A 19,398-nucleotide genomic window follows, 5' to 3' on the forward strand; every position below is an offset into this window, starting at 1 on the left:
ATGTTGGGCTTTCGAAAGAAGCAAACAGGGCAAACGTTGGTCATGATGACCGGCGTTTTGCTCCTGGTCGCAAGTTTACTATTTGCTGTGACAGATATGGGCAAGCATGCACGCCAACAGTTTTATTTGCAAAGTGTTGCTGACAACGCTGCATATAGTGCAGCAGTCGCCATGTCGAGGCAGATGAACTTTATGGCTCTTACCAACCGCGCGCTTATAGGCAACCAAGTTGCAATTGCCCAGTGGGTTGGCTTGGCAAGTTATTTGGCCATGCTGGATCGTACCGCAGAAAATCTTGAAACCATTACCTCGTTTATTCCTTACGTAGCTCAAATAACTCGGGCTATATCGATGATTGTTGAACGCATTGAGGAGAGCTTTGCGGAAGTGGCGCGGTTGCTTGTTATTTTTCAAAAAGCCGTAATTCAAGGAATATCAATTGCGCAAAGAGCTTTAGATATCGAGTTCTTTTTTGATATGCCATTGCTACTAAATGATGTCGTTTCTCAGCACTCTCAAGAATTGGGTTGGGATGCCTATCAAGGTGGTGGCTTGGTTCCATTTCCCTATCTTTGGGTTACAAGGTTCGATCGTGAGTCTACCAGTAACTCTGAAGAGTCTGAGTTTTTTGAAGAGTTAACAATAAAAAGCTTAGACCCATTTAGTAAATCAAGGGGATATAACTGGGTGAGTCTGTTCAGCCATAAAGTTGTTAAACGCGGCGGAACTGAATTGAGCGTTAATAGTGGCGGAAAATGGGACTGGCATTCTTTAGACTCAGTTTCTTTACATGGTCGTCATTGGCTCTTTGGCGGTTTTAGGGAGCAAATTCCTTTAGGGTGGGGAGCAAGTGCACAAGATAAAAAACGTACTCAACGCAATGCCTATGGTGGAGCTTTTAGAAGTAACTCCAATTCTTCTAGCCTTGCTTTATCTCAAATGGAATCATTTGACGTTACTCAAGGAGCTTTTAACTATACGAAACTTAATCATTTTTGGAGTACGGCGGCTGATTCATTGGTGGTAAGAGTTTCACTGGGCGAACAAGTTGCTTACGCAAAAGCTAGAACTCATTTTATGCGACCAGAGTCGGTTTTTCCAAGAAATGATCGTTTTATAGAGCTAGGGAATCTCTTTAACGCTTTATGGCAGGCTAATTTGGAGCCGTTAAGTATAGAAGATAAATTGTGGTTGGCAGGCAATGAATATATTCAATAATCAAAGTGGTCAAGGACTCATAGAGTGTCTTTTAGCACTAACGCTACTTGTGGTAATTACTGTTTCCTTAAGTCGTTTACTAGTACCTGCTATTGATGATCACTCAAACTCATTGAAATTATCGAGACAAGTCACTTGGGAAAGGCTGAGAAACCCGGAAAAAACACACTTGAGCGGACGTTATCGTTTGAATAGCTATTTCGGTAGGTTAATAGAACCAATAGATCGGCTAGTACCAGTTAACCTAGAAAGAGACAACTTAAGGGTTACAAACCAGCAAGAAATAAATACTCACCATATGGTTAGGCTAACGGATAGCTGGGAAACAAAAGAACAAGAGGGGCTAGTTTCGAGACCGTCCGCCCTTGTCGTAAACAACGCTTTAGGACACCCAATAATGCGTACTGTCCAAAATGGTATAGGTTTTATTTTCTTGGCTAAAGAACTGAAAGCAGACTCATTAGTCTTTGGTCATATTGATTCAAATGTTGTTCCTGACAATGCACTAATAGAGAGGTAATCATGGATTTGCCAGAAGTTTTCAATGACTGGTCCTGGAGTCAACAGTCGATAAGCTCATTGGATAATATTGTTAGCTACCATCTTGAGCAACCATACAGGCCAGATTGGGAGCTCATTGATAAGGCATATGACTCATGCGTTGGTGGTCGAAATATTATTTGGCTCTGTACGATAAATAATCGTCAATGGCGATTTTATGAAGCAGATGATAATCAATGGGTTTTAATTGAAGCAAAGCGAGAGGCAAATGATGTGACTCTCGACGGCCCATTAGTTCCAATATATTTCGAGGAAAAAACCGACAAAAAGGTTTGGGCTTACTTAGCCTTGGGAACAGTAGATTTTTTGCAACAATCCCTTTTATCCATTTATAACAAAAAAATTGAGTCCTTTGAGTCTATTAATCGACGAAAAGATATTTGGCACTTAAAGAGCGGTATGGGAACAGTCACTTTTTCTCAAAAGGGCGACAATGTCATCCTTGTTCATACAGTTCCTAAATAAACTATCGTTAATAGTGTTCGATTTTCCAGCAAAAATTGGAGAGGTAAATGGATTTACCAGATGTATTTGATGAATGGTCGTGGAGTCAGCAGTCAATTAGTTCGCTTGAAAATATAGTTGCTTACCACCTTGAAGCACCAGCCGAACCTGTGTGGGAAGACGTTCATGATGAATATCCTGGATGTCTCGGAAATAACACATCTGTATGGCTGTGCATAGCCGACGGGTTAGAGTTGACACTATATCAGAATGGCGATGGACAATGGGTGTTAGCATCAGTTCCTGTAAAGCAAGAGGAAGCTTCAATAACTGGACCAATGATGCCCTTTCACTTCGTTGAAAATGATAACGAGCAAGTATGGGGTTATTTCTCTCTACTTAACATGGGGGCTTCTAAAGCTGCTATGCAACTTGAGCATGCTCAGAGTGTTAAAGCTACCGAATCTATTGAAACTGAAAATGATGTGTGGACGCTGGATAACGAAAAGGGGCGGGTTACATTTTCCCAGCAGGGTGAGAGCGTGATTATTACTCACAAAGTTTCAAAAGGCGGGGCACCCAGTTCAACGCTAAGCAAATCTGACAATACTAATGAAAGTGAACTTCCACCGCTTTTTAATGAGTGGTCATGGAGTATAAAACCGATAAGTTCATTAAATGACTATGTTGTTGGTTATCACTTGGAAGATCCATATGAGCCAGATTGGGAGCGAATAGACTTTCAGTATCCACTTTGCCCAGGCGGAAAAACCATGGTTTGGATCTGCGGCATTGGAGAGGCTGATTGGCGGTTTTATGAGGGCAAAGACGGTCAGTGGATTTTAACCAAGTTAGAAAGTGATGCCCCTGAAGGTATTTTGGAAACGCAACCAATAAAACTTTATTACGATGATTCCGCTGAAGCAGAAGTATGGGCATATATAGTCTGGGGCGATATGGAGCATACTAAAGATATGCTTCTATTTTTTCATAATCAGGATATTCAGTCATTTGAGTCAGTCGAGACAAATAATGATATTTGGCACTTTAAAGGAGACTTGGGTCGTCTTACTTTTTCTCAGGAAGGAAAAAGTATTGTGATAGTTCACACGATTCCCAAAAGTCCTAATTAAAGCGGAACTTAACGAGCAAACTAAGAGGGAACTTATGATTGCTGATATTCCAACAGGGTTTGATCAGTGGCAGTGGACGCAAATGCCGGTAGCAAATAATACCGGTGCGAAAGCCTACTTTTTACAAAATCCGAAAACACCAGACTGGGAACTTCTTAAAGACTTTTATCCATACTGCGACCGTAATAAGTTCGATTTTTGGTTATGCCAAATTGAGAATAAAAACTGGACTTTTTTTAAAGGAACAGATGACACATGGGTTCTTAGTAAAATTATTAGTACGGATATCGAAGGGGCTAAGTTAGTTGGCCCATTTTTCGTGTTGTCGCAGACCGAACAAAATGGCAAGGAAGTTTGGGTTTATGTATCGCACTACAGCTTGGGTGATGTGCAAAAGATCTTAAAGCTTAAATACAGCCAGAAAATACGTTCTTTTCGCTCCATAGAGATGCCAAATGATCTGTGGGAGTTTAAGGATGGCTTAGGCCGATTGGTATTCTCCCAGCAAGGCGAATATGTCGTTATGGTTCATGTGATATGACGGCGTATCAACGCGGACAGGCATCGGTTGAATGGATGCTTCTTTCGATACTCGTCATGTTAGCGCTGGTTGTTGTAGAGGAAAACTGGTCAGTTCTTGATTATTTAATAGAGACAGGGAATAGAGTCAGGGAGTTTTACGATTTTATCTGGCGTCATTTAGTGCTCATTCCAGGAGGGGGTTCGTGAGTAAAAAAGCAAAAGGGATATTTGCAGTCATTTTTAGTTTAATTATTTCATTAATTACTGTTTTCATGATTAATGAATACCTCAACACGGAAACTCAACGCCGTGTGGAGCAAGCATCAGCTGATACTCACTCTGTTGTGGTTTTCGCTAAAGATTTAACTGCAGGAACAATTGTATCGGCAAAAGATTTGTTGGTGCGGCAATACCCTAGCCATCTAATTAATCATAATTGGTTCTTACAGAACGAAGCCGGCCTCATTATTGGTCAGGAACTCAGAGTAGATGGAAGTAAAGGAGAGCCTGTATCGAAGCGAGGTTTATTAAACCAGCAAAATAGCGGTTTGTCGCGTCAGCTGCCCGATGGGCATTACGCAATTACAGTTAGCACCGATAACTTGGGGCTTCATAATGCTTTATTGAAGCCTGGAGATGTTGTTGATATCGCATTTGTGAGTGAACACTTTGAAAGCGGTATCGCGACCGAGTCGTTCGAGAATATTGAGGTGTTCGATATTCATGGGCTCAACGATGGTTATGGAAGCTACGCGTTGACTTTACTTATTAAGCCTGACGATGTTGATGAATTTACCCGGGCTATGGGCAGTGGGATGTTGGTCTGGGCAAGAAGTTCGTCGAGTTCGAGAGAAGATGTTTGGAACACGGAAAGTTTAACTTCAAAGGTGATGTCATGGACGACATATTAAGGTACACACGACCTATTATTTTTCTGCTTTTAGTTTTATCGGCTTTTAATGTTTTAGCCAGTGATATTGATAACCATGTTATTGAGTTAGGTGGTTCGACATCAATTAATATTTCGCCAGGGACTAACGTGCTCGTTAGCGATGAAAATATCATAAAAGCGAAACTTCTCAGTAATGAGAAAATTATTCTTAAAGCGGTGAGTGTAGGCAGTACAGATGTTTGGCTTAAGCATGGCGCCAAAAGCAAAAAGGTTTTAGTAACTGTCGCACCGTCGAATAAAGGGGTACTGAAAGAGCGAGTAAAAGCATTGTCTGCGGTTGAGGATGGGCTTCACCTAGAAGAGCGCAATGGTCTTATGGTCCTTTCAGGCTCGGTTTCTTCCAAGGCCTATAACCTCATTAAGGCGTTAGCTCAGGGGGATTCGAATATAATGAACTTGACCTCGATGCAAGAGAGTGAAGAGCCAATGCTGACGTTGCGAGTAAATATACTCGAAACAAAACGACAGGCTTTGGAAGATATTGGTATTCGCTGGCAAGGTGCACCAGAGGGGCCATCTATATCAAGCGCAGTTTCTGGTTTATTTGACTGGGAGCTTGATATCGCATCCCAGCTCATGTTTATGAAACGCCATGGTCTAGCGAAACTTTTGGCCAACCCAACGCTTTCTACTCAGAGTGGCGAGAAAGCCAGCTTTTTGGCCGGGGGGGAGCTTCCCATTCCTCAAGTCGTTGCCCAGGGTATGCAAGATGTGACTTTCCGTGAGTATGGCATTCGACTCATAGTTGAACCTGTTGTTTTAAAGGATGGGCGCATTAAAACAAAGTTAAGTGCCGAACTGAGTAATATTGATCCTGCGGTTTCTGTGGCGGGAGTCCCCGGTATTTTGACCCGACGTACTGAATCTGTGTTTCTCTCTGAAGACGGCGACACTATGGTTTTGTCTGGCTTATTAAACGTGGATGAATCTAACCAGTCGGATGAAATGCCGGGTTTAGGAGAGCTACCGGGGTTGAATCGAGTATTCGGCAGTCAGCAACACCGGGAGCAAACAACTGAGCTTGTGGTTATGGTTACTGCTGAAAAAATGTCATCGGCTGAGAAACGACGCTTAGATAAAGAGCAAAAGCGGGAAGAAAGAAATAACTGGTTCAAGGACGAGTCAGTATTACAACTAAGGGAACTGGTTCATGAAAATACAACAAGCAATTGAAGCGCTGCGAAACCGTCTTGATGTTCGCGACAGTCAAATTGAAGCATTGGACGAAACAGAGCTGCGTGAGTATGCGCACAGCTTTCTACAAGAAGCCTCAGACTTCGAACCCAGAGTCATTGAAGACGCCATTGCTGAAGTTATTGGGTTAGGGCCTATAGAAAGGCTTTTAGCCGATGATTCCGTCAGTGAAATAATGGTCAATCGTTACGATAAAATCTTTGTCGAGCGTAGCGGGAAATTACAAAAAGCGGCAGAAGTATTTACCTCAGAAGATGCACTAAGAAGAGCAATTGATCGCATTGTTTTGCCGTTAGGCCGACATATTGATGATGCTTCTCCTATGGTCGATGCCCGTTTGCCTGATGGCTCTCGTGTTAATGCTGTTATATCGCCCCTGGCGACAAAAGGTGCTTGTCTTACTGTTCGGAAATTTTCTAAACAGTCATTAGGAATTAACGATTTGGTAAACAGCGGCTCTTTGACTCAGCAAGCGGCTGACTTCTTAAAGCTGGCGGTACGTTGCAGGCAAAACATTATAGTGTCCGGGGGCACGGGAACTGGTAAAACGACGTTGTTGAATATTCTGTCGCACGAAATTCCTGAAGGGGAACGCGTCTTAACCATTGAAGATGCTGCGGAGCTACAGTTAAATCATGACAATTTAATTGGCCTGGAGTCTCGCCCTAAAAACCAGGAAGGCACCGGCGATGTCGGTATTCGAGAGCTGGTGATCAACGCGTTGCGAATGAGGCCAGATAGATTAGTGGTTGGTGAGTGTCGAGGTGCAGAAGCCTTGGATATGTTACAGGCAATGAATACCGGTCATGCTGGCTCTCTTTCCACAGTTCATGCAAACAGTGCCCGTGATGCGCTCAGACGGCTGGAAGTTATGGTTTTAATGGGTGGAATAGAGCTACCAGTCAGCGCTTTGAGGCAACAAATATCAAGTGCTGTAGATATTATCGTGCAAATTGCCCGAGCACCCGATGGACGACGGTTAGTTGTAAGCATTGATGAGCTCACGGGTATTGATGACGACGTTTTACAAATGTCGCCGTTGTTTAGTCGGGAAAGCGCAGAACATTCCCTGACCAGTAATCAAACGTTGTGTCGCTTTGCAGAGCAGCAGTCGGATGATGTTCGAGAAAACCTGTTTAAAACCCTGATGGGTGATGAATCATGTATATCGTCTTTCTAGTACTACTCATTACTCTGACTGTATCTTGCTGGTTTTGGCTATTTTCGCATGCGACGCCAGACAAGTATCAGGAATTCGAGAACAAGTTAAAGCTATCAACCGTTCGTTCTCTGGAAGACTTTTTTCTTAACCTTCCGGTTAGCTGGCTGGTTCGTGGTTACTTGCTATTGTTAGTTGTTCTACCGGTTATTGTTTGGCTTACATCCCCCATTATGTGGGCTGTTTGTAGCTTTATTCTTACGTTAATTGCGCCGCCTCTCATGTATCGCTTTCTTAAAAAGAAACGGTTCGAGAAGTTAGAGAAACAATTGCCCGGTATGCTGATTAGTTTGAGCAACCAAATCCGCAGCGGTGCCAGTGTCAGCACTGCTTTTAAAAGTTTTAAAGGCAGTATGCAGCCTCCGCTTGGGCAAGAAATTGATGAAATGCTTCGCCAGGAAAAAGTTGGGCGGCCTTTCATAGAGTGTCTTGATGACTGGCAGCGCCGGGTCCCGGTCTTTTCCGTCAAACTGGTTGCTCAAGCATTAAAGTTGGGGCTGAAAAGTGGTGGACAGCAATCCGATATATTCCTGAGGCTGGCGGAAAATATTCAACAGCAACAACATATAAAAGAACGGCAACTGACATTAACGTCGCAAGCGAGAATGCAGGCGAAGATTCTCGTATTAATGCCAGCTGGTTTGTATTTTTTATTGGGATGGATAAAGCCAAATCACACTGCTGTTTTTACTGAGTCTTTTATTGGTATGGGAATGCTCGCTGCCAGTTTGTTATTGATGATTTTAGGCGGGTGGATGGTTAAGAAAATAATGAACCCGGATGATGATTAATGTTGTTACTTTTTATATTGATATTTTTTGTCAGCACAGCAGTTTTCTTCGGTACCTATAAATTATGGAGTTACCTTCAATTAAGCTCTTTTCTGGACAGAAAAATAAACCACTTATGGCAAAGAGCACCGGATAAACTGAAAGTCGTTGTCGAACGTTATTTGGTTCTTAAGTTTGCAGGTAATAAAGCACACTTATCATTCTTTGTGTGGTTACTCCTGGCTACTACAAGTGCAGCTACTTCTATCATAAATAGAGAGCCTTTGGTGTTTATGTTTTTTGCTCTCGTTTTATTGATGGTCTTCAACAAAAGACGAACGTTATGGCTAAAACGAAATAAAACCTTAGTGAAGGAATTACCGGATTTTTGCGACCTTATTTCTATGATGATGGCATCTGGAGTTCCGTTAATTCTTGCGTTGGAAAAAGTTGCAGACTCATGCAATGAAAGACTTTTAGCCTCTGAAATAAATGCTGTTGTACAGAGGTTACGTCGCGGTAATGGGTTTGATGCCTCAATGAGAGCTTTATCGGATGGCTGTGATGCTAAACCCATTAAAGAATGGGTAACAATGCTGGTTAAAGGGCACCAGCAGGGAGCCAGCCTTACTAAACCCTTGAGGTTTTTTGCGCACCAGCTACGTCAGGAGCTGCTTAATAGCGCTGAAAAGAGAGCGCAGGAAGCACCTGTAAAGCTCTTGTTTCCATTAGTGACCTGCTTCTTTCCGGTTAACTTTTTGGTCATCTTAGGGCCTATTATTTTACAAATGAGCCAGGGAGGGTTCACATGACGAAAGAGCAACCAGTCATTTTATGGACTGATGTCCGAAAAATGTCGAAATTTCACCAGAGATTAATTGGGATGCTAGGAGAGGACCAGCCAACGTCGGATATGGCTTACTGGTTCCCTTATTGCAAATCGATTCATACCTGGGGGATGAAAGAGCCTATAGACGTTATCGCGTTAGATAAACAGCAATGCATAATGGAAGTAAGACGCTTCATCTGTCCCAACGAAGTTCATTGGTTTAAAGGAGCACACAGTCTAATAGAAACGGTGGCCAGTAGTTACTGGCCGTTAGAGTCCTGGCTAGGAAAGCCTGTCATATTCAATAAAAAGCAAGGAGCGCCTCGTGAAAATTATCACTTCGATTGCAGTATTAACCTTACTTGTTAGCCTCAGTGGTTGCAGCGCAACTGTTGCAGAGCAAAAGCAAAGCTTAAAAAGCTTTGAGAACGCTAAAAACTGGTATTTATCTGGTGATCTCGATTCGGCTGAGCATCATTTACAGTGGCTTCATAGTAAAGGGCTGGCTAGTTCCCAGAGTTGGGCTTTACTAGGAAATATCTACTTTAGGCAATACCGATTTGAAGCCAGCGAGCAGGCTTATTTGCGATCGCTTAAGTTCGATTCATCAAATAATGATATCTGGTTTAACCTTGCTCTAAACCAGCTTAGGCAAACAACCAACACGTTAATGGATGCCCGGGTTCAGCTTAAAGAAACTGATGACCAATTAGATGGACTTCTGAAAGATCTTTTAGCTCTACAAAAACTGTCTATTGAGGAGGTAGGAGATCAATAGCTATAAATATATAAGTTGTATTTTATTGATCTAACAATTAATAAGTTGTACCTTTGGTTAATAAGTACGCTAAAGGTACAACTCAATGAAAACGTTAAAGGCCATTTCAGAAAAACTCATTGAAGAGCGAAAAAGACGAAACTTGTCTCAAAAGGACATGCGCCTGCTTATTGGTATGTCCCAGCAGCAGTATCAACGGGTGGAGGCAGGGCAGGATGTTCGACTGTCGACCCTGTTGCGCATATTGGCCGGGTTAGAGTTAGAGCTCGAATTTAAAGACGCTAATTTAGTAGAAGTTAAAGAGCCTGAAGCTGTTTATAACGAGTATGACTCTTGGGACAAATATCAAAATCACTTAGAGGACTAGTCGCCAATGGCGAGCATGAGAGTAGAAAAAGTCGAAGGGCTTCAAGTAACACTGAATGAGCAAAAAGTCGGTGTGTTGACGCATTACACAGGAGGGAAAAACATTCTTAGTTTTTCTCCTGACTTTGCCATGCTCGATAAACGTGACCGTCCAATAGTTAGTTTCACTCAACTAATACGAGAGGACTATTTTGAGCTCCCACAGGTGAGCACTCAACGCTTATCACCAGTACTGTCAAACTTGCTACCCGAAGGCGCTTTACGAGAATTTATTAGCCGAGAACTGAAAGTCCACTCGGAAAATGAGTTTCCGCTTATGGTCCATTTAGGTGCGAATCTTCCGGGCGCACTTAAAGCGACTCCCATCGCTGCTGGAGAGTTACCGTCTTGGGCACTTGCTCATAGAGAGCGGGTAGAAGCTGTACAGATTAATATCGACAAAGCCGTAAGCAAGCAGTCGCTTGCAGGCATTCAAATGAAGTTTTCGTCGGTAAGAGCGCTTGACAAGCGTTTTAATATCAATGAAGAAGATAATGCCGATAGCTGGATTATCAAAGTACCGTCTAATGTTTACAAACAGGTTCCGGCAAACGAATACACAGCTATGCGCTTAGCAGAGTCAGTGGGTATCGACATACCGGAAATACAGTTAGTGAAGCTGACTCAGTTGCACAACCTGCCCGACATTCGGCTGCCCGATGAAGAGTATGCTTACGCGATACGACGGTTCGACCGCAGTAAAGGCAAACGAATACATACTGAGGACTTTGCCCAGGTATTTGAGCTGTATTCTCATGAGAAATATGAGAAGAAAAACTACGAGCAAATAGTTAATGCTATCTATTTACACAGCCCACAAGGCTTAAAGAATGCTAAGAAAATGGCGAAACGGTTGTTGGTGAACGTTTTACTCGCAAATGGTGATGCGCATCTTAAAAACTGGTCGTTGATATACTCAGACGGAATAACGCCTCAGCTATCGCCAGCGTACGATATTGTGTCCACCCTGCCTTATGTGAAAGGTGAAAATGGCGCAGCGCTCAATATGGCGAAAGTTAAAAATTGGTATGAAACCAATATGGAAACCTTTAAAAAGTGGGCGGAGCGTGCAGATGTGCCTTGGCAACCTATAGCGGTTCACTTAAATGAAACTATGGAGCAAGCAAGAGAGTTGTGGCCAACAATGCTCAATGAGTTACCTATGCTGGAGTCCAGTAAACAGGTGCTCAAAGAGCATTGGCGTAAGTTGCATTCAGACTTTCGAGTTGGCTGATGCCTTAGCTAACAGCTTAACTAAAGTATTAGCGCACCGAATGCTTCAGTATGCGTGACTTCTGGCGTTGCCAGTCACGCTCTTTCACTGTGTCGCGTTTGTCGTGCGACTTTTTACCTTTGGCCAGGTGTATTTCCAGCTTGGCCCAAGGACCTTTCCAATACATGGCGGTTGCCACAATGGAGTAGCCTTCGCGCTCGGCGGCACCTATAAGTTTGTCGAGCTCTCGACGTTTTAGCAGCAATTTACGGCTACGGTCGAGCTCGCAGTATACGTGCGAAGACGCCTGGTTCAGCGGTTGTATTTCCGCACCCAGTAAATAGGCTTCGCCGTCTTTAATAATGACGTAGCTGTCGCTTATGTTCGCTTTACCGGCGCGTATACTTTTAATTTCCCAGCCTTGCAGACTAATGCCTGCCTCGAACTTGTCTTCGAGGAAATATTCATGGCGGGCTTTTTTGTTCAGCGCAATGGTATTAGACGATTGTTTTAGTTTCTTTTTACTCATAAGCGCTATTATACCTATGCACACTGAAAAGAAAATTGCTTTAAGGGCTTCAAAGCATATCTGGTTGCGTTATTATTGCGCAGTCAAATTTTAGCGGTAGAGAAAAACATGCCCAGTATCGAAAAAAGTGCTTTAGTTTCATACAGTGCAGAGCAAATGTTCAACTTGGTCAACGACATTGATTCGTACCCGGAGTTTGTTCCCGGGTGCGCCGACTCGCGTGTGGTTGAGCAAAATGGCGACTATAAAGTAGCGTCGCTGCAAATAAGCAAAGCAGGCATTCAAAAAACCTTCACCACGCGTAATCGGTTAGTAAAGCCAGAGCGCATCGACATGGAGCTTGTTGACGGTCCTTTTAAAAAGCTGACCGGCGGTTGGGTGTTTAAACCATTGTCAGACGACGCATGTAAGGTAGAGCTCAAGTTGGACTTTGAGTTCTCCAGTCGGTTGTTAGGCATGGCCTTTGGCAAAATCTTTAGTGAAGTTACGTCGAAAATGGTCGATGCCTTTGTAAAACGTGCCGAACAGGTATACGGAAGCTAACATGGCGAACACTCTGACGATAGAAGTGGCCTACGCCACACCCGAAAAGCAGCTTATTCTGACAGTGCACCCGCAAGAGGGCGCAACGGTAGAAGAGTGTATTTTACAGTCGGGTATTAAAGAGCACTTTCCGGAGATTGATCTTAGCACTCAGAAAGTGGGTATCTGGAATAAAGCGTCAAAGTTAGATGCCACGCCGCGAGACGGCGACCGCATTGAAATTTATCGCCCACTTATTGCTGACCCGAAAGCGGTACGTAAACGCCGCGCGGAAGAAGCAAAACAGTCTGGACGAGCTGACAAAGTAACCGGTGGCAGACCGGATGCTAAGCGCAAAGCGCAGGAGTCGAAACCCGAATGAAGCTGTACATAATGCGTCATGGAGAGGCTCACTACCCGAAAGGAAGCTACTCAGACAGAGAGCGTCGCCTGACCCCGGAAGGCGAGCGTGAGGTACTCACTACAACGCGATGGCTGGTTGAGCGTCACCGCGAGGTAGACTGTGTGTTTGTGAGCCCGTATTTAAGAGCGCAACAAACAGCAACGGTTTTGTTTTCAGAGCTGAAAACTAAACACCGAGAAAATTGTGACGCAATTACGCCTGACGGTCACGCGGCGGCTGTAGTTAGCTGGTTAGCGGCGGAAATAGAAACCCACGGCTATGAAACTGTAGTGTTGGTGTCTCACATGCCACTGGTTAGCTACCTGGTGCATGAGCTTGATGCCAGTGTACAACCACCTATTTTTCCAACGGCAGGTATTGCGGTTATTGAATTTTCGCCAGAAACCTTAACGGGTAAATTTCAGCAGTTAATGATTGCTGAAAAATGTGCGGGTTAATTGTCATTAACGCGAAGTAACACCAGTAACGACGCGTCGCCGCCCCATTCGCGAGGAGCCTGATGAAAGGCTCTGACTAACGGGTGTTGCACTAACCAGTGTGGCACCTGTTGTTTTAATTTGCCGCTGCCGTGTCCATGCATAATGCAGCAACAGTCAATACGTTCTTTTTCACAGGCAATAAGCAAAGCGGCGAGCTCCTGGCGGGCGGTTGCTAAGGTCATTCCGTGTAAGTCGAGCAGCAATTCTGGTGTATAGTCGCCACGCCTTAGCTGCTTGGTTAAGTACGTTGACTCACCTTCGGCAGTAAATTGCATAGCGCCTTCGCTAAAATGTGCTTCAAAACCGTCTGAAAAATACTGGCTGGCTTCGCGGCTGGCGGCAGCTATGTCCTTAGGGCTGTTACCTTGCCTTTGTGTATTCCGCCGTTTTAATTCGGAAACTTTGGGTGGCTCTGGTGGTCGCTTGTCTTGTTCAATAGGAGCTGCACCCTGAGCTGCCTCGCGAAAAAGCGCGATGTCGTCTTCTGACAGTGAGGATGAAGAGCTTTTCTTTGCGACCATGACTAATGAAAACCGAGTGAAATTAAGGTATCTTTAACACCAATAAAGATCATCAGTATAAAACATTCGTTGTTCAGGAGACAGCCCTTGCACGTTCGAAATCGGGAACAAGCCATTGAAGAGCTTCATAGTATCGATGATTTGATACGCTGGAGTGTCAGCCAACTTAACCAGTCTGACGTGTATTACGGGCATGGCACGGACAATCCTATTGATGAGACTCGCGCGCTTTTAAGCTATGCCTTGCAACTGACTACTGAACAGTTGGCCGCTATGGGGCACTGTCGTGTGCTGACGAGCGAAAAGCATGAATTCATTGAGCTGTTAAACCAGCGCATTGAGCACAAAATGCCAGCCGCTTATTTAACCCATCAAGCGTATTTTGCGGGGTTGCCGTTTTACGTGGACGAGCGTGTTCTGGTGCCACGCTCACCCATAGCCGAACTTATTGAGAACGGCTTCCAGCCTTGGTTAACCGAGCAACCTAAGCGTGTATTGGACTTGTGTACGGGCGGTGGTTGTATTGCTATTGCGTGCGCTTATGCATTCCCGGACGCAGAAGTAGACGCGCTCGACGTGTCGACAGAAGCGCTGGAAGTGGCTGAATTCAACATTGAACAGCATGGTTTGTTGCATCAGGTAACGCCTATTCAGTCAGACTTATTTGAGGCTGTACAAAATGAAAAGTATGACCTCATTGTGACGAACCCGCCATACGTCGATGCAGAAGACATGGCCGACTTGCCGGATGAATATCATCACGAGCCTGAGTTAGGTCTGGCAGCAGGCGAGGACGGTCTCATTTTGGTCGATAAAATGCTTATGGAAGCGGCGGACAAACTGAACGATAACGGACTCTTTGTTTGCGAAGTGGGAAATTCAATGCCAGCGCTGGCGCAAAAATATCCGCGTACGCCATTCACCTGGATAGAGTTTCAACATGGCGGCGATGGCGTATTTTTGCTGACCAAAGAGCAGCTTGAAGAACATAAGCAGCGTCAACTAAATAACTCAAAGTAGGGCTAGCGCATGCCGGGAAACTCGTTTGGACAACTGTTTAAAGTTACAACCTTTGGTGAAAGCCATGGCCCGTCATTAGGTGCGGTTGTTGATGGCTGCCCACCGGGTCTTGAGCTGTCTGAAGCGGACTTACAAGAGGCGTTGGACAGGCGCCGCCCGGGGCAAAGTCGTTACACAACAGCGCGTCGCGAAGCCGATGAAGTACGTATTCTTTCCGGTGTGTTTGAAGGCAAAACCACAGGTACGCCTATTGGCTTGCTTATTGAAAATACGGATCAACGTAGTCAGGACTACTCCAAAATCAAAGATACCTTCCGTCCCGGCCACGCAGATTATACCTATGAGCATAAATATGGCATTCGGGACTACCGTGGTGGTGGGCGTTCGTCAGCGCGTGAAACAGCAATGCGTGTGGCGGCCGGTGCTATTGCAGAAAAACTTTTAGCGCAGCAGGGCATTAAGATTCAGGCCGCGTTGACGCAAATGGGCGATATTAAAGCGAAAGACACAGACTGGCAGGAAGTGAGAAATAACGAGCTGTTTTGTGGTGACGTTAATGCCATCGAGCCTATGCAAGCGCTTATTAAACAGCTATTAAAAGAAGGTGACTCCGTGGGGGCTCGCATTCGAGTGCAGGCAACTGGGGTGCCACCGGGCTGGGGAGAACCAGTGTTTGATCGTCTGGATGCCGACTTAGCTAAGGCGCTTATGAGCATTAATGCCGTAAAAGCGGTAAGTGTCGGTGACGGCTTTGATGTGGTGACCCAAAAAGGCTCTGAGCACAGAGATGAAATGACCAAGAAGGGCTTTTTGTCGAACCATAGTGGCGGTGTTCTGGGTGGCATTTCAAGCGGTCAGCCCGTTATTGCGGACATTGCGTTGAAGCCAACGTCAAGTATTTCCATCAGTGGGCAAACCATAGACAAATGGGGCAATGATCAACCCGTTGTCACAAAAGGGCGTCATGACCCTTGTGTGGGGATTCGGGCGGTACCCATTGTTGAGGCGATGACATCACTGGTATTGGTTGACCATTGGTTGCGGCAGCGGGCTCAGAACGCGCAGGTAAAAACAGAAACGCCCGATATCAGTCGTTAACCAGTAGCATTTAAGACGTATGCCAAACGAATTGACACATCATTACTCCCGTTTAATTGAGATATTTAACGATTGCTTTCGTACCCGTTATAACACAGTGTTGGTGGCGGGTGATGACGAGCCGTATTACGAACCGGGGGAGGGCGGCGAGCCTAATAAGGTTGTATTTGCTCATGGCTTTTTTGCGTCAGCGTTGCATGAGACTGCGCACTGGTGCATTGCCGGTGAAAAGCGCCGGCAACAGTTCGATTACGGCTACTGGTACGAACCCGATGGCCGCAATGAACAGCAACAGCGCGAATTTGAACAGGTTGAACGAAAGCCACAAGCGCTGGAATGGCTGTTTTCATTATGTGCAGGTTTTAAGTTTGACGTAAGCGTCGACAATTTAAGTGGTGTTGAGGTCGATAGGCATGCGTTTCGTAAGGCTGTCGCCAAACAGTTAGAGAGCTATCTGGCAACCGACACCTTGCCTCCCAGAGCAAAGATATTTGCAAAAGCGCTGTGTAAGGCGTTTAATTGTGAGTGGCCAAGTTGCCAAATGATTCAGGATTAACAAGGAGTTACTTATGTTTTTAAGAGCGTTGTTGTTGGTTGTTGCTGTTTTGGGACTGACTGCTTGTGAGACTATTGAAGGTGCAGGTCGTGACTTAGAGAAAGCCGGTGAAGCCATTCAGGACGAAGCAAACGAAGAGTAACAATGACAGTAGTAAACCGTTTAGCGGTTGGCCTGGTGGTTAATCCGTACGCAGGTATTGGCGGCCCCATTGCTTTAAAGGGAAGTGATGGCGCCGATATTCGTGAAAAGGCATTAAAAGCCGGTGCAGAGCGCAAAGCAATGCAGCGTGCAGAAACCGCGTTAAAAATCCTCCAGAATTATCAAAAACAACTCGGCTTTGTCACTTGTGGTGGCGAAATGGGCGAAAATGTATTGAAGTCTCTAGGGTTTTCTTACCAAACCGTATTTAACCCAAATGCTCAGGAAACGTCATCGGAGGACACCAAACAAGCCGTAAAAGCGATTATTGATAAAAACGTCGATATTCTGCTGTTTGCCGGTGGTGATGGCACCGCTCGTGATGTTTACTCTGTGGTTCCTGATAACCAATTGGTATTAGGTATTCCGGCCGGAGTGAAAATTCACTCGGGTGTTTACGCTATTAGCCCAACGGCAGCGGGGCGTGTTATTGAGAAAATTCTCAAAGGTGAGCTTTCGAGTATTCACGAGTCTGATGTGATGGACATTGATGAAAGCGCCTTTAGAGAAGGCATCGTCAAAGCGCGACGCTATGGTGAAATGTCGGTACCTGCCGAGCTTGAATATGTTCAGGCGGTAAAAATGGGCGGTAAAGAGAGCGATGAGTTGGTGCTTGATGACATAGCGGCAGAAGTTATTGAGCGAGTGGACGACGAACTGTTAGTGATGGGGTCGGGTTCGACCGTTGCTGCCATAATGGACGATATGGGTATTGAAAATACGTTATTAGGTGTCGATCTCGTTCAAAATGAAACCCTGGTTAAAAGTGACGTTACTGAGAAAGAGTTGTTTGAAGCCGTCTCTAATTCTGTAGGCTCAGTCAAACTGATTATTACGCTTATTGGCGGACAGGGACATTTGTTTGGCCGTGGTAATCAACAACTGAGTCCGCGAGTAATTCGGGCAATTGGTAAAGACAACATTTGGGTTGTCGCGACTAAGACAAAGCTGAAGTCATTAAATAATCAACCGCTTCGAGTCGACACTGGAGACAGTGAACTCGACAACGAATTGTCTGGAACAATTCGGGTCATTACCGGCTACCACGACGAAGTACTCATGCCCGTGGCAGCCGTCAGTTAATTTAAAACTGTGACTTAGGTAAATGAACGACTAAGCCGTCTAGCTCGTCAGTGACTTCAATTTGGCAGCTCAGACGGCTGTTATCCTGAGGCTCCATGACCATATCTATCATGTCTTCTTCCTGCTCAGATGGCTCAGGAATTTTATCCTGCCACTCTTTTGGAATGTAGCAGTGGCAAGTGGCGCATGACATAACCCCACCACACTCACCAACAATACCATCGATAAAATTATCGACAGCGGCTTCCATGACGTTGGTTCCGGCTTCGACATCGGCTTCAAATTGGTTTCCGTCGGCATCAACAAAATAAACTGTAGGCATGGTTAATTGGGTTTCCTGTAAATTATTTAAAAAGTGAACAACAAATTTTGTGCCAATTAGGATAAAATACCTGCCTTTTAACCACAACGCCAAACTTCAAGGTTTCTCATGTTGGAAAAACTGTTTTCGATAAAAGCCAATGGCAGCTCCATAAAGTCGGAAGTCATTGGTGGCTTCACGACCTTCCTGACCATGGCTTATATTATTTTTGTGAACCCCTCCATTTTAAGTGAAACCGGAATGGATTACGGTGCGGTCTTCGTGGCGACTTGTTTAGCCGCGGCTATTGGCTGTCTAATAATGGGCTTCTGGGCAAACTATCCCGTCGCACTAGCACCAGGTATGGGTCTGAATGCGTTTTTCACCTATACCGTTGTTTTCAGCATGGGGTATACCTGGCAAACGGCGTTAGGGGCAGTGTTCTTCTCAGGCTGTATTTTCTTTTTATTGTCGGCGTTTCGCGTTAGAGAGTGGATTATTAAGTCCATTCCACCAACGCTTCGCTTAGCGATAGCGGCTGGTATTGGTGCATTTTTGGCATTAATTGGTTTGCAAAACGCCAATATCATTGTCGCTAATGATGCGACTATGGTGGCCTTAGGTGAATTAGGTGAACCGTCAGTATTACTTGCTGCGGCGGGTTTCTTCTTAATTATTGGTTTAGTTGCACGCGGAGTTCAGGGTGCTGCTCTGATTAGTATTTTAGCGGTCACTTTTATTGCCTGGTTGACTGGGTTAGTCGACTACAATGGTATTGTTTCTGCACCACCGAGCTTAGCACCAACGTTCCTGCAAATGGACTTAGCTGCCGCTTTTGACTTAGGGATGTTGTCGGTTATTTTTGCCTTCTTGTTTGTTGATTTATTCGATACATCTGGCACGTTGTTGGCTGTTGCACAGAAGGCCGGTCTGGCGAAAGCCGACGGTCATATGCCGCGCCTGAACAAAGCGCTTATGGCAGACAGTACAGCGACAGTAGCTGGTTCAATGTTGGGTACTTCGACAACCACTAGCTACATTGAATCTGCGGCTGGGGTGGCCTCTGGTGGTAAGACGGGCTTAGCGGCTGTTGTGGTTGGTGTCTTGTTCTTATTGGCGATGTTCTTTGCGCCACTGGCTGGAATGATTCCAGCCTACGCAACAGCGGGCGCTATTATTTATGTCGCCGTACTGATGCTTTTCACGCTGAAAGACGTGAAGTGGGACGACATTACTGAAGCAGCACCAGTAGCTGTGGTTTTATTAATGACGCCATTGACGTTTTCAATAGCGGACGGTATTGCTTTAGGCTTCATCAGTTATGTGGTCGTGAAGCTTTTAGGTGGCAAATACAGTGACTTAACGCCAAGTGTGGTGCTGTTAGGTGCTTTATTTATCGCAAAATTCATTTGGTTAGGGTAGTAAC

26 protein-coding genes are annotated in these 19,398 nt (G+C 45.0%); 23 read left to right on the forward strand and 3 right to left on the reverse strand.

The features are described 5' to 3' along the window. From CWI73_RS00500 to CWI73_RS00565, 14 genes are all read left to right on the forward strand, one after another. Positions 1 to 1,218, forward strand: a complete 1,218-nt coding sequence (locus CWI73_RS00500) for a TadE/TadG family type IV pilus assembly protein (RefSeq protein ID WP_126751056.1) — start codon at positions 1 to 3, stop codon at positions 1,216 to 1,218. Continuing rightward, complete coding sequence (locus CWI73_RS00505) at positions 1,202 to 1,738, forward strand: hypothetical protein (protein ID WP_126751057.1); 537 nt, start codon at positions 1,202 to 1,204, stop codon at positions 1,736 to 1,738. Before CWI73_RS00500 ends, CWI73_RS00505 begins: the two co-directional genes overlap by 17 nt. 2 nt (positions 1,739 to 1,740) lie before the next feature. After that, positions 1,741 to 2,244, forward strand: coding sequence for a hypothetical protein (locus tag CWI73_RS00510; protein WP_126751058.1), 504 nt, complete (start codon positions 1,741 to 1,743; stop codon positions 2,242 to 2,244). Positions 2,245 to 2,291: 47 nt separating this feature from the next. Continuing rightward, the gene (locus CWI73_RS00515) at positions 2,292 to 3,356 is read left to right on the forward strand and encodes a hypothetical protein (protein ID WP_126751059.1); all 1,065 of its coding nucleotides are present in this window, start codon (positions 2,292 to 2,294) and stop codon (positions 3,354 to 3,356) included. Between the two features lie 34 nt (positions 3,357 to 3,390). Next, a complete protein-coding gene (locus CWI73_RS00520) occupies positions 3,391 to 3,897 on the forward strand; it encodes a hypothetical protein (protein WP_126751060.1) in 507 nt (168 codons plus the stop codon). Between the two features lie 184 nt (positions 3,898 to 4,081). Continuing rightward, positions 4,082 to 4,789 carry a Flp pilus assembly protein CpaB gene (gene cpaB / locus CWI73_RS00525; RefSeq protein ID WP_126751061.1) on the forward strand — a complete coding sequence of 236 codons (708 nt, stop codon included), beginning with the start codon at positions 4,082 to 4,084 and terminating at the stop codon, positions 4,787 to 4,789. Beyond that, complete coding sequence (locus CWI73_RS00530; RefSeq protein ID WP_126751062.1) at positions 4,774 to 6,003, forward strand: type II and III secretion system protein family protein; 1,230 nt, start codon at positions 4,774 to 4,776, stop codon at positions 6,001 to 6,003. The genes cpaB and CWI73_RS00530 overlap by 16 nt, the downstream gene beginning before the upstream one ends. After that, the gene (locus CWI73_RS00535; protein WP_126751063.1) at positions 5,981 to 7,204 is read left to right on the forward strand and encodes a TadA family conjugal transfer-associated ATPase; all 1,224 of its coding nucleotides are present in this window, start codon (positions 5,981 to 5,983) and stop codon (positions 7,202 to 7,204) included. Before CWI73_RS00530 ends, CWI73_RS00535 begins: the two co-directional genes overlap by 23 nt. After that, positions 7,186 to 8,034, forward strand: coding sequence for a type II secretion system F family protein (locus CWI73_RS00540; RefSeq protein WP_126751064.1), 849 nt, complete (start codon positions 7,186 to 7,188; stop codon positions 8,032 to 8,034). The genes CWI73_RS00535 and CWI73_RS00540 overlap by 19 nt, the downstream gene beginning before the upstream one ends. Next, the gene (locus CWI73_RS00545) at positions 8,034 to 8,825 is read left to right on the forward strand and encodes a type II secretion system F family protein (RefSeq protein WP_126751065.1); all 792 of its coding nucleotides are present in this window, start codon (positions 8,034 to 8,036) and stop codon (positions 8,823 to 8,825) included. Before CWI73_RS00540 ends, CWI73_RS00545 begins: the two co-directional genes overlap by 1 nt. Further along, complete coding sequence (locus CWI73_RS00550) at positions 8,822 to 9,211, forward strand: DUF192 domain-containing protein (RefSeq protein ID WP_126751066.1); 390 nt, start codon at positions 8,822 to 8,824, stop codon at positions 9,209 to 9,211. Before CWI73_RS00545 ends, CWI73_RS00550 begins: the two co-directional genes overlap by 4 nt. Beyond that, on the forward strand, positions 9,168 to 9,620 hold the full coding sequence (locus CWI73_RS00555; protein ID WP_126751067.1) for a hypothetical protein: 453 nt from the start codon (positions 9,168 to 9,170) through the stop codon (positions 9,618 to 9,620). Before CWI73_RS00550 ends, CWI73_RS00555 begins: the two co-directional genes overlap by 44 nt. A gap of 85 nt (positions 9,621 to 9,705) precedes the next feature. Then, positions 9,706 to 9,987, forward strand: coding sequence for a helix-turn-helix transcriptional regulator (locus CWI73_RS00560; protein ID WP_126751069.1), 282 nt, complete (start codon positions 9,706 to 9,708; stop codon positions 9,985 to 9,987). 6 nt (positions 9,988 to 9,993) lie between these two features. Beyond that, complete coding sequence (locus tag CWI73_RS00565; protein ID WP_126751070.1) at positions 9,994 to 11,259, forward strand: type II toxin-antitoxin system HipA family toxin; 1,266 nt, start codon at positions 9,994 to 9,996, stop codon at positions 11,257 to 11,259. Positions 11,260 to 11,287: 28 nt separating this feature from the next. On the opposite strand, the gene smpB is transcribed toward CWI73_RS00565, so the two are convergent. Beyond that, entirely contained in the window at positions 11,288 to 11,767 is a 480-nt protein-coding gene (gene smpB, locus CWI73_RS00570; protein WP_126751071.1) for an SsrA-binding protein SmpB, read from the reverse strand. A gap of 108 nt (positions 11,768 to 11,875) precedes the next feature. Between smpB and CWI73_RS00575 the strand changes: the two genes are divergently transcribed. The 3 genes from CWI73_RS00575 to sixA are packed head-to-tail and all read left to right on the forward strand — an operon-like array spanning position 11,876 to position 13,150. Continuing rightward, positions 11,876 to 12,310, forward strand: a complete 435-nt coding sequence (locus CWI73_RS00575; protein ID WP_126751072.1) for a type II toxin-antitoxin system RatA family toxin — start codon at positions 11,876 to 11,878, stop codon at positions 12,308 to 12,310. Between the two features lies 1 nt (position 12,311). Next, positions 12,312 to 12,671 (forward strand): RnfH family protein, encoded by a 360-nt coding sequence (locus CWI73_RS00580; RefSeq protein ID WP_053952744.1) that lies wholly within the window; start codon positions 12,312 to 12,314, stop codon positions 12,669 to 12,671. Continuing rightward, on the forward strand, positions 12,668 to 13,150 hold the full coding sequence (sixA, locus tag CWI73_RS00585) for a phosphohistidine phosphatase SixA (protein WP_126751073.1): 483 nt from the start codon (positions 12,668 to 12,670) through the stop codon (positions 13,148 to 13,150). Before CWI73_RS00580 ends, sixA begins: the two co-directional genes overlap by 4 nt. Here the strand turns inward: sixA and smrB are convergent. Further along, a complete protein-coding gene (gene smrB / locus CWI73_RS00590) occupies positions 13,147 to 13,713 on the reverse strand; it encodes an endonuclease SmrB (protein ID WP_126751074.1) in 567 nt (188 codons plus the stop codon). The genes sixA and smrB overlap by 4 nt on opposite strands. A gap of 87 nt (positions 13,714 to 13,800) precedes the next feature. On the opposite strand from smrB, the gene prmB reads away from it, so the two are divergent. Genes prmB through CWI73_RS00615 form a run of 5 tightly spaced genes read left to right on the forward strand, consistent with a single transcriptional unit; the run spans position 13,801 to position 17,671 of the window. After that, positions 13,801 to 14,733: a 50S ribosomal protein L3 N(5)-glutamine methyltransferase gene (gene prmB / locus CWI73_RS00595; RefSeq protein ID WP_053952741.1), complete on the forward strand. Its 933-nt coding sequence runs from the start codon at positions 13,801 to 13,803 to the stop codon at positions 14,731 to 14,733. A gap of 9 nt (positions 14,734 to 14,742) precedes the next feature. Beyond that, positions 14,743 to 15,831 (forward strand): chorismate synthase, encoded by a 1,089-nt coding sequence (gene aroC / locus CWI73_RS00600; protein WP_126751075.1) that lies wholly within the window; start codon positions 14,743 to 14,745, stop codon positions 15,829 to 15,831. Between the two features lie 19 nt (positions 15,832 to 15,850). Then, positions 15,851 to 16,387 (forward strand): elongation factor P hydroxylase, encoded by a 537-nt coding sequence (locus CWI73_RS00605; RefSeq protein WP_126751076.1) that lies wholly within the window; start codon positions 15,851 to 15,853, stop codon positions 16,385 to 16,387. Positions 16,388 to 16,400: 13 nt separating this feature from the next. Continuing rightward, positions 16,401 to 16,529, forward strand: a complete 129-nt coding sequence (locus tag CWI73_RS00610; protein WP_126751077.1) for an entericidin A/B family lipoprotein — start codon at positions 16,401 to 16,403, stop codon at positions 16,527 to 16,529. A 2-nt stretch (positions 16,530 to 16,531) separates the two neighbouring features. Beyond that, positions 16,532 to 17,671, forward strand: coding sequence for an ATP-NAD kinase family protein (locus CWI73_RS00615; RefSeq protein ID WP_126751078.1), 1,140 nt, complete (start codon positions 16,532 to 16,534; stop codon positions 17,669 to 17,671). 1 nt (position 17,672) lies between these two features. Here CWI73_RS00615 and CWI73_RS00620 read toward each other — a convergent pair whose 3' ends face one another. Beyond that, positions 17,673 to 17,993, reverse strand: coding sequence for a 2Fe-2S iron-sulfur cluster-binding protein (locus tag CWI73_RS00620; protein ID WP_053952997.1), 321 nt, complete (start codon positions 17,991 to 17,993; stop codon positions 17,673 to 17,675). Positions 17,994 to 18,101: 108 nt separating this feature from the next. Between CWI73_RS00620 and CWI73_RS00625 the strand changes: the two genes are divergently transcribed. Continuing rightward, positions 18,102 to 19,394 carry an NCS2 family permease gene (locus CWI73_RS00625; RefSeq protein ID WP_058579358.1) on the forward strand — a complete coding sequence of 431 codons (1,293 nt, stop codon included), beginning with the start codon at positions 18,102 to 18,104 and terminating at the stop codon, positions 19,392 to 19,394. Positions 19,395 to 19,398 lie beyond the last annotated feature (4 nt).

This window comes from Idiomarina piscisalsi, assembly GCF_003987095.1.
In the GTDB taxonomy this organism is placed as follows: Bacteria; Pseudomonadota; Gammaproteobacteria; order Enterobacterales; family Alteromonadaceae; genus Idiomarina; species Idiomarina piscisalsi.

Excerpts from the sequence above, each read along its gene's own strand:
- CWI73_RS00500 (WP_126751056.1), top strand. The coding sequence starts at position 1 with ATGTTGGGCTTTCGAAAGAAGCAAACAGGGCAAACGTTGGTCATGATG.
- CWI73_RS00505 (WP_126751057.1), top strand. The coding sequence starts at position 1,202 with ATGAATATATTCAATAATCAAAGTGGTCAAGGACTCATAGAGTGTCTT.
- CWI73_RS00510 (WP_126751058.1), top strand. The coding sequence starts at position 1,741 with ATGGATTTGCCAGAAGTTTTCAATGACTGGTCCTGGAGTCAACAGTCG.
- CWI73_RS00515 (WP_126751059.1), top strand. The coding sequence starts at position 2,292 with ATGGATTTACCAGATGTATTTGATGAATGGTCGTGGAGTCAGCAGTCA.
- CWI73_RS00520 (WP_126751060.1), top strand. The coding sequence starts at position 3,391 with ATGATTGCTGATATTCCAACAGGGTTTGATCAGTGGCAGTGGACGCAA.
- CWI73_RS00530 (WP_126751062.1), top strand. The coding sequence starts at position 4,774 with ATGGACGACATATTAAGGTACACACGACCTATTATTTTTCTGCTTTTA.
- CWI73_RS00535 (WP_126751063.1), top strand. The coding sequence starts at position 5,981 with ATGAAAATACAACAAGCAATTGAAGCGCTGCGAAACCGTCTTGATGTT.
- CWI73_RS00540 (WP_126751064.1), top strand. The coding sequence starts at position 7,186 with ATGTATATCGTCTTTCTAGTACTACTCATTACTCTGACTGTATCTTGC.
- CWI73_RS00545 (WP_126751065.1), top strand. The coding sequence starts at position 8,034 with ATGTTGTTACTTTTTATATTGATATTTTTTGTCAGCACAGCAGTTTTC.
- CWI73_RS00550 (WP_126751066.1), top strand. The coding sequence starts at position 8,822 with ATGACGAAAGAGCAACCAGTCATTTTATGGACTGATGTCCGAAAAATG.
- CWI73_RS00560 (WP_126751069.1), top strand. The coding sequence starts at position 9,706 with ATGAAAACGTTAAAGGCCATTTCAGAAAAACTCATTGAAGAGCGAAAA.
- CWI73_RS00565 (WP_126751070.1), top strand. The coding sequence starts at position 9,994 with ATGGCGAGCATGAGAGTAGAAAAAGTCGAAGGGCTTCAAGTAACACTG.
- smpB (WP_126751071.1), bottom strand. The coding sequence starts at position 11,767 with ATGAGTAAAAAGAAACTAAAACAATCGTCTAATACCATTGCGCTGAAC.
- CWI73_RS00575 (WP_126751072.1), top strand. The coding sequence starts at position 11,876 with ATGCCCAGTATCGAAAAAAGTGCTTTAGTTTCATACAGTGCAGAGCAA.
- CWI73_RS00580 (WP_053952744.1), top strand. The coding sequence starts at position 12,312 with ATGGCGAACACTCTGACGATAGAAGTGGCCTACGCCACACCCGAAAAG.
- sixA (WP_126751073.1), top strand. The coding sequence starts at position 12,668 with ATGAAGCTGTACATAATGCGTCATGGAGAGGCTCACTACCCGAAAGGA.
- smrB (WP_126751074.1), bottom strand. The coding sequence starts at position 13,713 with ATGGTCGCAAAGAAAAGCTCTTCATCCTCACTGTCAGAAGACGACATC.
- aroC (WP_126751075.1), top strand. The coding sequence starts at position 14,743 with ATGCCGGGAAACTCGTTTGGACAACTGTTTAAAGTTACAACCTTTGGT.
- CWI73_RS00605 (WP_126751076.1), top strand. The coding sequence starts at position 15,851 with ATGCCAAACGAATTGACACATCATTACTCCCGTTTAATTGAGATATTT.
- CWI73_RS00610 (WP_126751077.1), top strand. The coding sequence starts at position 16,401 with ATGTTTTTAAGAGCGTTGTTGTTGGTTGTTGCTGTTTTGGGACTGACT.
- CWI73_RS00615 (WP_126751078.1), top strand. The coding sequence starts at position 16,532 with ATGACAGTAGTAAACCGTTTAGCGGTTGGCCTGGTGGTTAATCCGTAC.
- CWI73_RS00620 (WP_053952997.1), bottom strand. The coding sequence starts at position 17,993 with ATGCCTACAGTTTATTTTGTTGATGCCGACGGAAACCAATTTGAAGCC.
- CWI73_RS00625 (WP_058579358.1), top strand. The coding sequence starts at position 18,102 with ATGTTGGAAAAACTGTTTTCGATAAAAGCCAATGGCAGCTCCATAAAG.